Source organism: Rhodococcus sp. 4CII, from assembly GCF_014256275.1.
Taxonomy (GTDB): Bacteria; Actinomycetota; Actinomycetes; order Mycobacteriales; family Mycobacteriaceae; genus Rhodococcus_F; species Rhodococcus_F wratislaviensis_A.
Genome location: NZ_JACCFE010000002.1, coordinates 3,422,440 through 3,436,256, shown reverse-complemented (window position 1 = coordinate 3,436,256; position 13,817 = coordinate 3,422,440). Strand labels below are relative to the sequence as shown.

Here is a 13,817-nt window from a genome sequence, read left to right as displayed (position 1 = left end):
GAGCTCCCGTTCGTTCGATGATGGGCAGCAACCGAACGAGCGTTTGGCTGCACTTCAGATTTCGAAAGGACGCAGCGGATGACGACGTCCCACGCCGAAGCGGACACCGACGCGGACCGGGAGGATTCGGCAGTCGATCTCACCGCCCTCGCCGCCTACCTCGACACCGCTCTCGACGGGGGTGTACAGGGAGAGTTGTCGGCGGGACTGATCAGCGGTGGCCGCTCGAACCCCACCTACCGGGTCGCCGACGCCGACCGGACGTGGGTCCTGCGGCGGCCCCCGTACGGGCACGTCCTGCCGAGCGCCCACGACATGAAGCGCGAGTTCACCGTGATCCGGGGACTGGCGGGAACCGCCGTTCCGGTACCTGAAGCGGTGCTGCTGTGCGAGGACAAGTCCGTGCTCGGCGCGCCGTTCTACCTCATGGAACTGGTGGACGGGATGTCTGTCGGGACGGTCGAGCAGGCGTCGGCGCTGACCCCGGACGACCGGCGGCGGCTCGGACTGGCCCTCGCCGACACCCTCGCGGAGTTGCACGGTGTGGATCCCCACGCGGTCGGGCTGGGTTCCTTCGGCCGCCCCGACGGCTACCTGGAACGGCAACTCGACCGTTGGTCCCGGCAATGGGAGGCCTCGCGCACCACCGACCGCCCCGAGGTGGGCGTGCTGCTGGACAAGCTCCGCCGGGCGTTGCCCACCAGTCGCTTTCCCGGAATCGTGCATGGAGACGTGAAACTCGACAACGTGCTCGCGTCCCGCGACGACGCCGGGACGATCGTCGCGGTCCTGGACTGGGAGATGGCGACCCTCGGCGACACCCTCGCGGACGTCGGGATCATGCTGAGCTTCTGGGACCAGCCCGGCGAGGTCGACAACCCGGTGACCAAGGGCCTCGCGCGACTCGACGGATTCCCCACCCGCGCGGAGCTTCTCGACCGTTACGCCGCGCAGCGCGGCATCGACATCTCCGACATCGACTGGTACACGGTGTTCGCCGACTTCAAGATCGCCGTCATCCTCGAGGGCATCACCGCCCGGCACGCGCAGGGCGGCACCGTCGGTGGCGGTTTCGACGATGTCGGCGACATGGTCGGACCGCTGTTGCAGCGCGCACTCGACCTCGCCGCGGCGTCGGCCGTGTCCGAGCTTCGCCGCTGACCGCGGCATCACCGAAACAGATTGGAGCCACGGAAGTGGAATTCGAGTACAGCCCGAAAGTGCTGGAACTGCAGGCGAAGCTGACGAAATTCATGCAGGAGCGGGTGCTGCCCGCCGAGCGGATCGCCGAGGAACAGCTGGCGTCCAAGCCGGATCACTGGGGGGCGCCGCCGATCGTCGCCGACCTCAAGGCCGCCGCGAAACGCGAGGGCCTGTGGAATCTGTTCCTGCCCGCCCGGGAAGGCGCGGGGCTGACCAACCTCGAATATGCGCCGCTCGCCGAACTCACCGGCTGGAGCCCGCTGATCGCACCCGAGACGGTCAACTGCAACCCGCCCGACACCGGCAACATGGAACTGTTGCACCTCTACGGCACCGACGAACAGAAGTCGGAATGGCTCGAACCTCTTCTCGCGGGTGAATTCCGGTCGTGCTTCTCGATGACCGAACCGGATGTCGCGAGCTCCGACGCGAACAACGTGCGCCTCGAGATCGCCGACGACGGCGATCACTGGGTGCTGACCGGCCGCAAGTGGTGGTCCACCGCGGCCCTGCGCGACGACTGCCGGGTGGCGATGGTCATGGGCGTCACCGACCCCGACGCTCCGGTCGGCAACCGGCACAGCATCGTCCTGGTGCCCATGGACACACCGGGATTGAACATCGTCCGCTCCACCAGGGTGCTCGGCTTCACCGACCGCCACGAGGGTGGACACGGCGAGATCGCCTTCGACAAGGTCCGCGTCCCGAAGGCGAATCTGCTCGGACCGCGCGGCAAAGGATTCGCGGTCGCGCAGGCCCGCCTCGGACCGGGCCGCATCCACCACTGCATGCGGCTGATCGGGATGGCCGAGCGGGCCATCGCGCTGATGACCGAACGCGCCCGCACCCGTGTTGCGTTCGGCAGACCCCTCGCCGACGAGGGCGTCGTGCAGGCCACCGTCGCCGACGCGCGCATCCACCTCGACGCCGCCCGGCTGCTGGTGCTCAAGGCCGCCTGGCGGATGGACGTCGAGGGCACCAAGGCGGCCCGCCACGACATCGCCGCCGCCAAGGTGATGGTTCCGCTGACGGTCAAGCAGATCGTCGACGATGCGATGCAGATCTTCGGCGGCGCCGGACTGTCGGAGGACACCATCCTGCCGGTGCTGTATGCGCAGGCCCGGTTCCTGCAGATCGCGGACGGTCCCGACCAGGTGCACCGCCGCTCCCTGGCCTGCGCCGAGTTCGCCGCCACCCCGGTACTGAAAGAAGTCCGCGGGTGAACGAGGACATGACGCGCGCCCGGCAGCAGTGCATCGGCGACATCCCGCGCCGGTCGGCGGCGCGGTTCCCCGGCAAGCTCGCCGTTGTGCACCGCGACGTGCGGCTGACATTCGCCGAGCTCGATGCCGTCATCGATCGAGTGGCGGCGGCGCTGCACGCGGAGGGACTGCGGGCGGGTGACCGGCTCGCACTGCTGTCGCACAACTGCTGGCAGTACCCGGTGCTGAACTTTGCGACAGCCCGGCTCGGTGTGGTCCTCGTCCCGATCAACTTCATGCTGACCGGAGGGGAGATCACGTACATCCTCGACGACTGCGCAGCCGACGCATTCGTCGTCGAGGCCGCTCTGGTCCTCGCTGCCGAGCAGGCGCTCGCGGAGTCGTCGGGAACGGTCCGGCTGCGGGCGGCGATCCCGCTGAGCGGCGGCGCCGTCCCGGACGGCTGGAGATCGGTGGACGACTGGACGGACGGCGAATACGACTCGCCGCCGGAGATATTCGTTGCCGACGACGACGTCATCCGCATCATGTACACGTCGGGGACCGAGTCGCGGCCCAAGGGTGCGATGCTCACCAGCCGGTCGCTGATGTGGCAGTACATCAGCTGCATCGTCACCGGTGGCATGAGCAGCGAAGACGTGGAGGTGCACGCGCTGCCGCTGTACCACTGCGCCCAGCTCGACAACTTCCTCAGCACCGATATCTATCTCGGCGCGACAAGCATCATCGTCGACGGTCCCGACCCGCAGGTGCTGCTCCGCACCATCGCGGCGGAGCAGGTGACCAACCTGTTCTGCCCGCCCACGGTGTGGATCTCGTTGCTCCAGTCCCCGGACTTCGCCGGCACCGACCTGAGGTCGCTGCGCAAGGGCTATTACGGGGCCTCCCCACTGCCGGTGGAGATCCTGCGCGAGATGAACCGCCGCCTGCCGGGCATCCGGCTGTGGAACTTCTACGGGCAGACGGAAATGGCGTCGCTCGCAACGGCTCTCGGGCCGGAAGACCAGGAGACGCGAGGTGGTTCGGCGGGGAAGCCGGCGCTGAACGTCGAGACGCGGATCGTCGACCAGTTCGAGCGACCGCTGCCGGCCGGCGAGGTGGGCGAGATCGTGCACCGTAGCCCGCACGCCACCGTCGGCTACCTCGGGCAACCAGAGAAGACCGCGGAAGCATTCGCGGGCGGCTGGTTCCACTCCGGCGACCTCGGCTACCTCGACGACGACGGCTACCTCTGGGTGGTCGACCGCAAGAAGGACATGATCAAGTCCGGCGGCGAGAACGTGGCCACCCGTGAGGTCGAGGAAACGCTCTACGAACTCGACGGCGTCGGTGAGGCCGCCGTGTTCGCGGTGCCGCACCCGCGGTGGATCGAAGCGGTGTGCGCAGTGGTGGTTCCCTCCGCCGGCGTCGAACTCGACGAGAAGGACGTCGTCGAGCACTGCCGCGGACGACTCGCCGGATACAAGGTGCCCAAGTACGTCGTCATCACCGACTCCCTGCCGAAGAACCCGAGCGGCAAGATCCTCAAGCGAGTTCTCCGAGACACATTCGGTTCCATTGCCCAAGACTGAGCAGGAGACCACCATGTCCACCGATTCCGCCACACGCCGCGCCGGAAAGCCCCGGGCCGCGCGAGCCTCCTTCGCCGCCGCCATTTCGACGTCGCTCGAGTGGTACGACTTCTTCATCTACGCCACGGCGGCCGCACTCGTCTTCAACACCACTTTCTTCGCGACCGACAGTCAGGTTGTCGCCGCACTCAACTCGTTCGCAACTGTGGCCGTCGGCTTCATAGCCCGGCCCATCGGCGGAGTTCTCGCCGGCCACTTCGGCGACAAGGTGGGCCGCAAGCCGGTTCTCGTCGCTGCCATCGTGATGATGGCCGTCGCGACCTCACTGATCGGCCTCGTTCCCAACACTCAGCTCGTCTGGCTCGCACCCACGATTCTCGTGACCCTGCGCATCTGCCAGGGCCTAGCGGTCGGGGCGCAGTGGGGCGGCGCAGTCCTCCTCGCCACCGAGAACGCCCCCGCCGGACGCCGCGGGTTCTACGGCAGCTTCGCACAGTTGGGGGTGCCCATCGGCGTCGTGCTCGGAAACGTCGTGTTCCTCGTCATCACAGCGCTGTTCGACTCCGAGTCGTTCCTCGCCTGGGCATGGCGCATCCCGTTCTGGATCAGCCTCGTGATGCTCCCGGTCGCGTTCCTCATCCACCGCTACCTGGAGGAGACGCCCGAGTTCCAGGAACTGTCGAAGAAGCTGGCCCAGGCGCCGGTGGCACGAAAGTCCCCAATCCTGCAGGTGCTGCGCAAGAACCCCGGCGCAGTCCTCACCGCGGCCGGAGCGAACGCGATCGGCGTCATATTCTTCTACACGATGATCACCGGCTCCGTGCAGTTCGCCACCACGTACCTCGGGATCGAACGATCCACCGTCCTCGGATTCATCCTCGCCGCCTGCGTTCTGATGATTCCGCTGGTCCCGCTGGCCGGATACCTCTCGGACATATACGGCCGGAAGCTGATCTTCGGAATTGGCACGACCGGGATGCTGCTATGGGGAATTCCCATGTGGCTCATGATCGGACACGCGAGCCAGGGCACCCTGTGGCCGTTCGCGCTCGCCGTCTTCGGCGCGGTGATCGTCATGTCGTTCCAGACCGGAACGCAGGGAACACTGTTCGCCGAACTGTTCCCGCCCGAGATCCGGTTCTCCGGGGCCTCCCTCGGCTACCAGATCTCCGCCATCATCGGTGGCTTCTCACCGATGGTCATGGTGCTGCTCATCAACGGCGATGCGTCCAACGCCTGGCGGGTCGGTGCCTTCCTCGCCGGCGCCGCAGCGATCGGGCTGCTCTGCCTCCTCGCGATCCTCCGGAAGTACTCGTCGCCGGACGTCCAGCAGTCGCCTGCCCGGGAAGCCACCGTGAGGGTGTGAGGTGACGTGAGTGGCAACAGTGAGTGAAACGCTATGGCGGCAAGCACATCTTGTAGTCCTCCAAAGAGGACACTTCGCGCCGAGCGGAGATCAGCGCGACAGTCGGCGCTGCCTTGCGTTGGCGGCGCCGACGAGCGCGCGGAGCGCCTGCGGTGCGCGTTTGGCCGTCCGCAGGATGGCCTGGTCGATCATGCCGAGCTTGGGCGCCCGGCGCGGAAGCGTCCGGGGCGCGTGGGCGGCGTCGGTGAGGGAGTACAGGGTCCAGCGGTCGGGCACCCCCTTGAGGTCGTGCTCCCCGGCGTCGGCGAACCGCAGTCCCGATCCGACCACCAGATCCCGGACGGTCCTCGACACCAGCACCTCGCCTGGGCCGGCCGTCGCGGCGATGCGGGCACCGACGTGCACGGTCATCCCGCTGACGTCCGGACCGTTCCGCTCCACCTGCCCGGTGTGGACTCCGGCCCGCACCTCGAGCCCGAGCTCCTCGGCGCCGTCGACGATGCATCGCGCGCAGTGGACAGCGGACGCCGGGCCGTCGAAGATGCTGAACGTGCCGTCCCCGGCGACGTTGAGAACCCGGCCTCCTGCCTTCTCGACCTCGTCCCGCACCTGCCACTCGTGCGCCGCGCGGAGGTCGCGGTAGGCACCGTCGCCGATCCGCGCGAGCACCTCGGTGGATCCGACGACGTCCGTGAACAGCACCGAGGCTAGGAACCGGCCGGCGTCGGGCTCCGGGTGCCCTCCGGTGGCCATCTGCTCGACGTGGTCGATGATCGGCTTCCACGCCTCCCCCAGCGACGCGCCGGGCGGCGAGGGCGGCAGCAGGTGAAAACTTCCGCGCGGGATGTGGTCGGCGACGTACCGCGCGGCGGGCACCGGCACCGGGCTGCCGGGGACGAGCACTATCCGTGCGGGACACTGGACCGACGACAGTGTGTCGGAAAAATCGAGCCGGAAGATCCACTCCATGTGCGCCTGCGCGACGGTTGGGGTGGCGGAACTGCGCTCGAGCATCGCCATCAGTCGACGGTTGAACGGGGAATCCTCCTGGGGATCCCACAGCGGCACCGTCGCCCCCGACCCCCAGTTCTGCGCCGCGGCCCGCCACCCCGTCACGAACGCGTCCCGCTCGGCGCCGGTCCAGCCTTCGGGGTCGTGGCCACCGCCGAGGAGTCGTTCGGCGAACGGCTGGATGAGGACGAGACCGGAGACCCGGTCGGGTGACCGGGCGGCGACGAGCGCGACGGCGCCGCTCGCGCTCGCCACTCCGACCAGCACGGCCCGCCGCATGCCGACCTCGTCCATGATCGCGACGAGGTCGTCGGCCTGCTCCTCGAGCGTCGGCAGGTGCTCGACCGGGTCGGACAGTCCCAGCCCACGCTGCTGGAAATACACCGTGCGCGCGAACGTGCTGCCCCGTTCCATCAGGTAGTGGATCTGCGGGTCGGTCCACATCAGGTCGAGGTGCATGTTGATCTCGAACAGCCACACCACGTCCGCGGCCCCCGCCCCCACCACCTGATACGCCAGCGCATGCCCGTCCCGCTCCACGTAACGGACGGCCGGTGGGTCCATTTTCCCAGCGTAAACCAGTCAGATCGGGATCGTGCCCAGCTCGCGAGCCCGGGCGACGGCGGACGTCCGCGACTTCACGCCGAGCTTGCCGAAGATGTGCACGAGATGAGATTTGACGGTGGTCTCGGAGAGGAGGAGGTCCTTGCCGATCTCGCGGTTGGATCGCCCGGCGGCGACGAGCGTCAGCACCTGGATCTCCCGGGGGCTGAGACTGGTCGCGGGCCGGCGGACCCGCGTCATCAGTTTCGACGCGACAGCCGGAGAGAGGGCGCTGTCGCCGGCCGACGCCGCCCGGACGGCGGCGAGCAGTTCGACTGGGGGCGTGTCCTTCAGGAGATATCCGGCGGCGCCCGCCGCGACCGCGTCGAGGATGTCGGCGTCGGTGTCGTAGTTGGTGACGACCAGCACGTGCGGGGGGTCCGGCTGGGACCGCAGGCTTCGGGTGGCGTCCACGCCGGACGTGCCCGAGCCGAACCGGAGGTCCATGAGCACGAGGTCGACCGGAGTCGTCGCGCAGAACGCCACCGCCGCCTCTGCGGTCGCCGCCTCGCCGACCACCTCGATGTCGTCCTCGTGCTCGAGGAGGGCGCGCAGGCCCGCGCGGACGATCGCATGGTCGTCGGCGAGCAGCAGTCGGATCATGCGCCGACCTCGAGCGGGAACGACACCGCGACCGCGGTCAGGCCAGGTTCCGATTCCACCGACATCGACCCGTCGAGCAGCTCGACACGGCGTCGAATGGAATTCAACCCGAACGCTTTCGACGGTTCGCGGTCGAGGAGTGTTACATCGAATCCGATGCCGTCGTCGACGACGTCCAACCGGACCGCGTCCTCGTAGTAGGTGAGGGTGACCGCCATCCGGGACGCGTGCGCGTGGCGGACCACGTTGGACACCGCACCCTGGGCAATCCGCACCAACGCCGCCTCGACGGGCATCGGCAACCGCACCGGATCGCCCACGACGACGGCGATGGTGTCGAAGGTGTCGCTGCGCGCCTGCGTGCAGATCCGCGCGAGCGCGTCCGCGAGGGACTGCCCGTCGAGGACGGCGGGTGTGAGATCGCCGATGAGCTGCCGGGTTTCGGCGAGGCTGTCGGCTGCCGTCTCGCGGGCCAGCCGGATGCGGTCGACCGCGGGGTGACCGGGGGCCGCGCGTTCGACGGCGTGGAGCAGCATCTGAATGCTCGACAGGCCCTGCGCGACGGTGTCGTGGATTTCGCGCGCGAGCCGCTCACGTTCGGCCAGGGAACCCGCCGCTCGCTCCTGTTCGGCGAGTTCGGCTCGGGTGCTGGTCAATTCGTCGATGAGACGCTGCCGCTCCACCGCCTCCCGGTACAGGGCCCGGTAGCCGAGTCCGATGGCGACCGCGACGCATGCACCGATCACCGGCCCCACGACACCCGCGACGCTCCAGCCGCGGTGCATTCCGGTCCCCACCACCGCCACCACTGTCGCGGCCGCGACCGCCAGGACTCCCCAGCGTCGCGGCAGCAGATGCAGGTAGAGGAAGAACAGTCCGAACGCGAGATAGGCGGCGTCGGGGGCGAGGAACATCAGCGCCACCCACAGTGCCGTCAGGGCAGCGAGCCACCACGCCCCGCGCAGACGGCGCGTCGCTCCCGCCGCGTACACCGCGAGGAACGCCACCGACAGCACCACGATCGCCGGCGCATGCGGCGCGTCCAGGAGGACGGCGCGCAAGATCACGACTGCAGAGAGCGCCGCGATCAGCGCGTGCAGTCCGAGTTGGAGTCCCGCGAACACGGGGGTGAGAGGGGAGCGGTGCACCTCGCCCAGCTTATCGAGGTCTGATGGCCCGGCATCCATCGAAAGTCGGAGCGGGTACCCCGACCTTCGACGGCCGGGAAGTCCATCCGACGTGCGATGGAACGGTGCGGCGATCGGGGCACCGTGAGTTCGGAGGCCGCGAGCGCGGTCGTGGAGAGGACTACCTGTGTTCGTCGCATCGAGAGACCTGCGCGCGGCGCGCGGTCGATTCGCGCTGATATCCGTCGTCGTGGTGCTGATCGCGCTACTCGTGACCTTCCTCAGCGGACTCACGTCCGGACTGCGCCACCAGAACGTGTCCGCTGTGGAACTCCTCGGCGCGGAGTCGGTGGTCTTCGCCGATACCGATGACGGCCCGTCGTTCGACGAGTCCGTGCTGACGGCCGAGCAGGTGGCGGTGTGGCAGGGCAGCGGCGCTGCGGTCGACCCGATCGGGATCGCTCGCGGCGCGGCGTCCGTCCCGGGCGGGTCATCGAAGACGGTGGCGTTCGTCGGCGCCGACGGCGGGGTCGGCGACCGCGCCCCGGGCACGCCCGGCAGCGTGATCCTCGGCGAGGGTGCGGCGCGGTCGCTCGGGGTAGCCGCCGGCGACGAGGTGACGATCGGCGGCGACTGTTTCACCGTCTCCGCCGTCCGGGGCGACGACTGGTACAGCCACAGCCCCGTCGTGTGGATGACACTCGCCGACTGGCAGCACGCCAACCCGCGCGGCGGGGCCGCGACGGTGCTGGCCGTGTCGGGCGGGGCGGACGCCACCGACACGGTCGCGGGGACGACCTCGCGTCCGGTGGCCGATTCCCTGTCGGCCATCGGCTCCTACACGTCCGAGAACGGGTCGCTGACGTTGATGACGGTGATGCTGTTCGCGATCTCCGCGCTGGTGATCGGCGCGTTCTTCACTGTGTGGACCTTGCAGCGCACCCCCGATGTCGCGACGTTGAAGGCGCTCGGCGCGTCCACCGGGTCGCTCGTGCGGGACGCGCTCGGGCAGGCACTCGTCGTCCTGCTCGCCGGTGCGGGGGCCGGTGTCGGGGTGGCAGCGGTGGCCGGTTCGATGATCGGCGACGCGGTCCCGTTCGTGCTCGACGCCTCCACCACCGTCCTGCCCGCCACCGCCCTCGTCGGGCTGGGCCTCCTCGGCGCCGCCTTCGCGCTCCGCTTCCTCGTCACCACCGACCCCCTCACCGCCCTCGGGAGCACACGTTGACCACCCCCGCCCTCACCTTCGACGACGTCACGCTCACATACCCCGACGGCGCGGGACGCGTCACCGCCCTCGACTCGGTGTCGCTGACCGTCGACCGCGGACAGATTGCCGCGATCACCGGTCCGTCCGGTTCCGGAAAGTCGACACTCCTCGCGGTGGCGTCGACACTGATCCGTCCCGACTCGGGGTCGGTCCGCCTCGGGACGACGGAACTCACCGCGTTGAGCCGGCGTGAGGCGTCGACCCTGCGGCGCGATCGGATCGGCATCGTGTTCCAGCAGTCCAATCTCGTGTCGTCGCTGACGGCCCTCGAACAGCTCGAGGTGATGACACATCTCGGGCAGCGGTTGTTCGTGCCGCGGCGGGCGGGGCGTGCGAAGGCTCGCGACCTGCTCGACGCGGTCGGGCTGGCCGACGACGCGGGGAAACGACCGGCGCAGCTGTCGGGTGGGCAGCGGCAGCGGGTCAACCTGGCACGGGCCCTGATGAACGACCCGTCGCTGCTGGTTGTCGACGAGCCGACCAGCGCGCTCGACCAGGAACGGGGCGCCGCGATCATGGACCTGATCCTCGGTGTCGTCCGGGAGCGTGAGGTCGCGACGCTGCTCGTGACACACGACCGCACGCATCTGTGCAGAATGGATGCAGTCCACCGTGTTGTCGACGGCTCGCTCACCTGTGAGTACTTGTCAACCGCGGGTTAACACGTATTCACAGGTATTTTTCAAAGTCAAGGGTTGACGTTTCTCATGTGCGTGAGATTACATCTTAGCGGTAAGCCTTTGAGGGCTTAAGTAAATGCCTCGACCCGACCCTGAGGATGCTCATGACGACGGTATCGCCCGCCATGGCTGCCACAGCTGAGATGATCAGCGCCCGACTCGAACGCCTGCCGATGAGCAGGTGGCACATCAAGGCACGCGTCATCGTCGGCGCCGTCACGTTCTTCGACGGCTTCGACCAGCTGATGATCGCGTACTCGCTTCCCGTCCTCACCCCCAAGTGGGGCCTGACTCCCGGCGACATCGCCTGGGTGATCGCCATCGGCGGCATCGGCATGCTCGTCGGCGCGCTCGCCGGCGGCTGGTTCGCCGACCGCGTCGGCCGGCTCAACGTCATCATCGCCTCGCTCGCGCTGTACGCCGTGATGAGCCTCGGCATGGCGTTCACCGACTCTCTGGTGCTCTTCCTCGTCTTCCGGTTCGTGCAGGGCATCGGCCTCGGCGCCGAGGTCCCGGTGGCCGCGAGCTACATCGGCGAGATCACCAAAGCGCACAAGCGCGGACGATTCGTGCTGCTCTACGAGGTGATCTTCCCGATCGGCCTCGTGATGTCGGCGATCGTATCGGCGTGGATCGTCCCCAACTACGGCTACAAGATCCTCTTCGCGCTCGGCGCGCTGCCCGTCGTACTGCTGCCGATGCTGTGGCGCCTTCCCGAATCCCCGCGCTGGCTCGCGTCCCGCGGTCGTGCCGAGGACGCGCACAAGGCGATGACCCGCATCGAGAACGAGATCACCGAGAAGTACGGCAAGACGCTCCCAGCTCCGCAGCCGCTGCCCGCCGTCGCCGTCGACACCCGACGCGGAACGTTCGCGGAGGCCTTCCGGGGCATCTACCTGCGCCGAACCCTCATGCTCGCGGCCATCTGGGGCTGCGCCTACTTCGTCAACTACGGCATCGCGTCCTGGCTGCCGACGCTGTACCGATCCGCGTTCCACGTCAGCGTCGGCACCGCCCTGCACTACAGCATCGTCACCAGCGTCGCCGGACTGATCGGCTGCGTCCTCGTCGCCTTCCTCATCGACAACCTCGGTCGCCGCATCTGCATCACCGCGTCGATGGTCCTGTGCTCGTCGCTGCTCTTCCTGCTCGCGGCATCCGGCGCCGACACCGCGACGAAGGTCCTGCTCTGGTCGGCCGGATCCGCGCTGTTCGTCTTCGCCGTCAACATGGCGCTCTACGTCTACACCGCCGAGCTGTATCCCACCCGGATGCGGGCCATCGGCTGCGCGATCGGCGGAGCCAGCGGACGCCTCGGCATCATCGTCGGGCCCCTCGCCGTCGGCGCCATCCTCGACGGGGGCGGCACGCTCACGGTCGTGTTCGGAATGTTCTCCGCGGTCGCGCTGGTCGGCGCCCTCGTCGTCGGCTTCTTCGCCGTCGAGACCCGCGAAAAGACACTCGAGGAGATCTCCCAGTGACCATTCTCGACACCGCACCCCGGACGCTGCCGTTCGTCCCGGTCGCCGACCGGATCCTCGTCGCCGGCGAGTGGCGGCAGGCGAGCGGCCCCGCCTTCGCCGTCACGGACCCGTCGAACGGCGAGACCCTGCAGGTGATCCACCAGGCCACCGCCGACGACGCCGACGAAGCGGTCCGGAAGGGCCGCGCCGCCGCCGACGACCCGGCGTGGCGGTCGCCGCTCCCGCACCAGCGGGCGAAGTACCTGCACCGCATCTCCGACGCCATCGAGGCGAACACGTCCCGGCTCGCGCTGCTGCAGAGCTACAACACCGGCAAGACCGTCGCCGAGACGACGGCTCTCGTCGGCAGTGCCGCGGGCACGTTCCGCTACTTCGCGGGCGTCCTCGAAACCGCGGACGACGACCTCACCGCCCCGCGCGGCAACTTCCTCACGATGAGCGTCCACGAACCGATCGGCGTCATCGGTGCCATCGCGCCGTGGAACTCCCCGGTCGCGAGCGACGCCCAGAAGATCGCCCCGGCCCTCGCGGCGGGCAACGCCGTCGTCCTCAAGCCCGCCGAGTGGACGCCGCTGGTGTCGCTGGAACTGGCCCGGCTCATCGACGAAACGGGATTGCCGAAGGGGCTGTTGTCGGTGCTGCCGGGCAAGGGTTCCGTCGTCGGCGACGCCATCGTCACCCACCCCGACGTCGGGAAGGTGACGTTCACCGGTGGCACCAACACCGGACGGTCCATCGCCCACGCGGCGGCCGAGAAGCTGATGCCCGTGTCGCTGGAGCTGGGCGGCAAGTCGCCGACCATCGTCCTCGACGACGCCGACCTCGACGCCGCCGTGAACGGCGTGATGTACGGAATCTTCTCGTCCACCGGGCAGAGCTGCATCGCCGGCTCCCGGCTGTTCGTCGACCGCCGCATCTACGACGAGTTCGTCGAGAAACTGGTGGCCAAGACGCAGCGACTGCGTCTCGGGCCCGGCCGCGACCCCGACACCCAGATCGGACCGATGGTCCACCGCAGGCACCGCGACAGCGTCGCCGCGTACGTCGACCTCGCCCGCGAGGAAGGCGGACGCGTCCTGTGCGGCGGAGCGATTCCCGACGACGAGCGACTCCGCGACGGCGCGTACTACCCGCCCACCGTCATCGACGGACTGCCCAACAGCTCACGCACCTGCCAGGAGGAAATCTTCGGACCCGTCCTCGTGGTGCTGCCGTTCGACGGTGAAGCGGATCTCGTTGCGCAGGCCAATGATTCGGTGTTCGGTCTCGCATCGGGAATCTGGACGTCCGACTACCGCCGGGCCTGGAAACTCGCCCGCCGACTCCAGGCGGGCACCGTGTGGATCAATACCTACAAACAGTTCAGCATCTCCACCCCCTTCGGCGGCGTGAAGGAAAGCGGGCTGGGTGTGGAGAAGGGCCGCGCGGGGATCGCCGCGTACTCCCGGCAGAAAAGCATCTACTGGGGCCTCGACGAGGAACCGAATCCCTGGGCCGACTGACTTGCCGTGGCTTCGGCCAATGTCACACCGGTGCAGTCTGACTGAACCAATGTCACATTGGGCGCCGAAAAGGGCGGCACCGAAGGCGGCGCACGGGGCGGCGGAGCGGGCGGCGCGGTAGCGGGACGGAAAGAAATTTCGATCAGCTCTGTACGCCCCAATACTTTAGCGCTA

The 13,817-nt window shown here is 68.5% G+C and carries 11 protein-coding genes; 8 read left to right on the top strand and 3 right to left on the bottom strand.

What is annotated here, in order from left to right; translation table 11 throughout:
* Window positions 1-78: 78 nt before the first annotated feature.
* The 4 genes from H0B43_RS16640 to H0B43_RS16625 are packed head-to-tail and all read left to right on the top strand — an operon-like array spanning window position 79 to window position 5,363.
* Window positions 79-1,161, top strand: coding sequence for a phosphotransferase family protein (locus H0B43_RS16640; RefSeq protein ID WP_185726920.1), 1,083 nt, complete (start codon window positions 79-81; stop codon window positions 1,159-1,161).
* A 35-nt stretch (window positions 1,162-1,196) separates the two neighbouring features.
* Entirely contained in the window at window positions 1,197-2,426 is a 1,230-nt protein-coding gene (locus H0B43_RS16635; RefSeq protein WP_185726921.1) for an acyl-CoA dehydrogenase family protein, read from the top strand.
* Entirely contained in the window at window positions 2,423-3,997 is a 1,575-nt protein-coding gene (locus tag H0B43_RS16630) for an acyl-CoA synthetase (RefSeq protein ID WP_185726922.1), read from the top strand. Before H0B43_RS16635 ends, H0B43_RS16630 begins: the two co-directional genes overlap by 4 nt.
* A 13-nt stretch (window positions 3,998-4,010) precedes the next feature.
* Window positions 4,011-5,363: an MFS transporter gene (locus H0B43_RS16625; RefSeq protein ID WP_185726923.1), complete on the top strand. Its 1,353-nt coding sequence runs from the start codon at window positions 4,011-4,013 to the stop codon at window positions 5,361-5,363.
* A gap of 90 nt (window positions 5,364-5,453) precedes the next feature.
* Here the strand turns inward: H0B43_RS16625 and H0B43_RS16620 are convergent, their stop codons facing one another.
* Genes H0B43_RS16620 through H0B43_RS16610 form a run of 3 tightly spaced genes read right to left on the bottom strand, consistent with a single transcriptional unit; the run spans window position 5,454 to window position 8,728 of the window.
* Complete coding sequence (locus H0B43_RS16620; protein WP_185726924.1) at window positions 5,454-6,938, bottom strand: adenylate/guanylate cyclase domain-containing protein; 1,485 nt, start codon at window positions 6,936-6,938, stop codon at window positions 5,454-5,456.
* An 18-nt stretch (window positions 6,939-6,956) separates the two neighbouring features.
* Window positions 6,957-7,580 carry a response regulator transcription factor gene (locus tag H0B43_RS16615; RefSeq protein WP_185726925.1) on the bottom strand — a complete coding sequence of 208 codons (624 nt, stop codon included), beginning with the start codon at window positions 7,578-7,580 and terminating at the stop codon, window positions 6,957-6,959.
* Window positions 7,577-8,728, bottom strand: coding sequence for a sensor histidine kinase (locus H0B43_RS16610; RefSeq protein WP_185726926.1), 1,152 nt, complete (start codon window positions 8,726-8,728; stop codon window positions 7,577-7,579). The genes H0B43_RS16615 and H0B43_RS16610 overlap by 4 nt, the downstream gene beginning before the upstream one ends.
* Before the next feature lie 166 nt (window positions 8,729-8,894).
* Here H0B43_RS16610 and H0B43_RS16605 point away from each other — a divergent pair, with 166 nt between their 5' ends.
* The 4 genes from H0B43_RS16605 to H0B43_RS16590 all read left to right on the top strand — a co-directional run bounded on the left by H0B43_RS16605 (window position 8,895) and on the right by H0B43_RS16590 (window position 13,643).
* Window positions 8,895-9,935, top strand: coding sequence for an ABC transporter permease (locus H0B43_RS16605; protein WP_185726927.1), 1,041 nt, complete (start codon window positions 8,895-8,897; stop codon window positions 9,933-9,935).
* Window positions 9,932-10,639, top strand: a complete 708-nt coding sequence (locus H0B43_RS16600; RefSeq protein WP_185726928.1) for an ABC transporter ATP-binding protein — start codon at window positions 9,932-9,934, stop codon at window positions 10,637-10,639. The genes H0B43_RS16605 and H0B43_RS16600 overlap by 4 nt, the downstream gene beginning before the upstream one ends.
* A gap of 116 nt (window positions 10,640-10,755) precedes the next feature.
* Complete coding sequence (locus tag H0B43_RS16595) at window positions 10,756-12,138, top strand: MFS transporter (RefSeq protein WP_185726929.1); 1,383 nt, start codon at window positions 10,756-10,758, stop codon at window positions 12,136-12,138.
* Window positions 12,135-13,643, top strand: coding sequence for an aldehyde dehydrogenase (locus H0B43_RS16590; RefSeq protein ID WP_185726930.1), 1,509 nt, complete (start codon window positions 12,135-12,137; stop codon window positions 13,641-13,643). Before H0B43_RS16595 ends, H0B43_RS16590 begins: the two co-directional genes overlap by 4 nt.
* The last annotated feature ends 174 nt before the right edge of the window (window positions 13,644-13,817 follow it).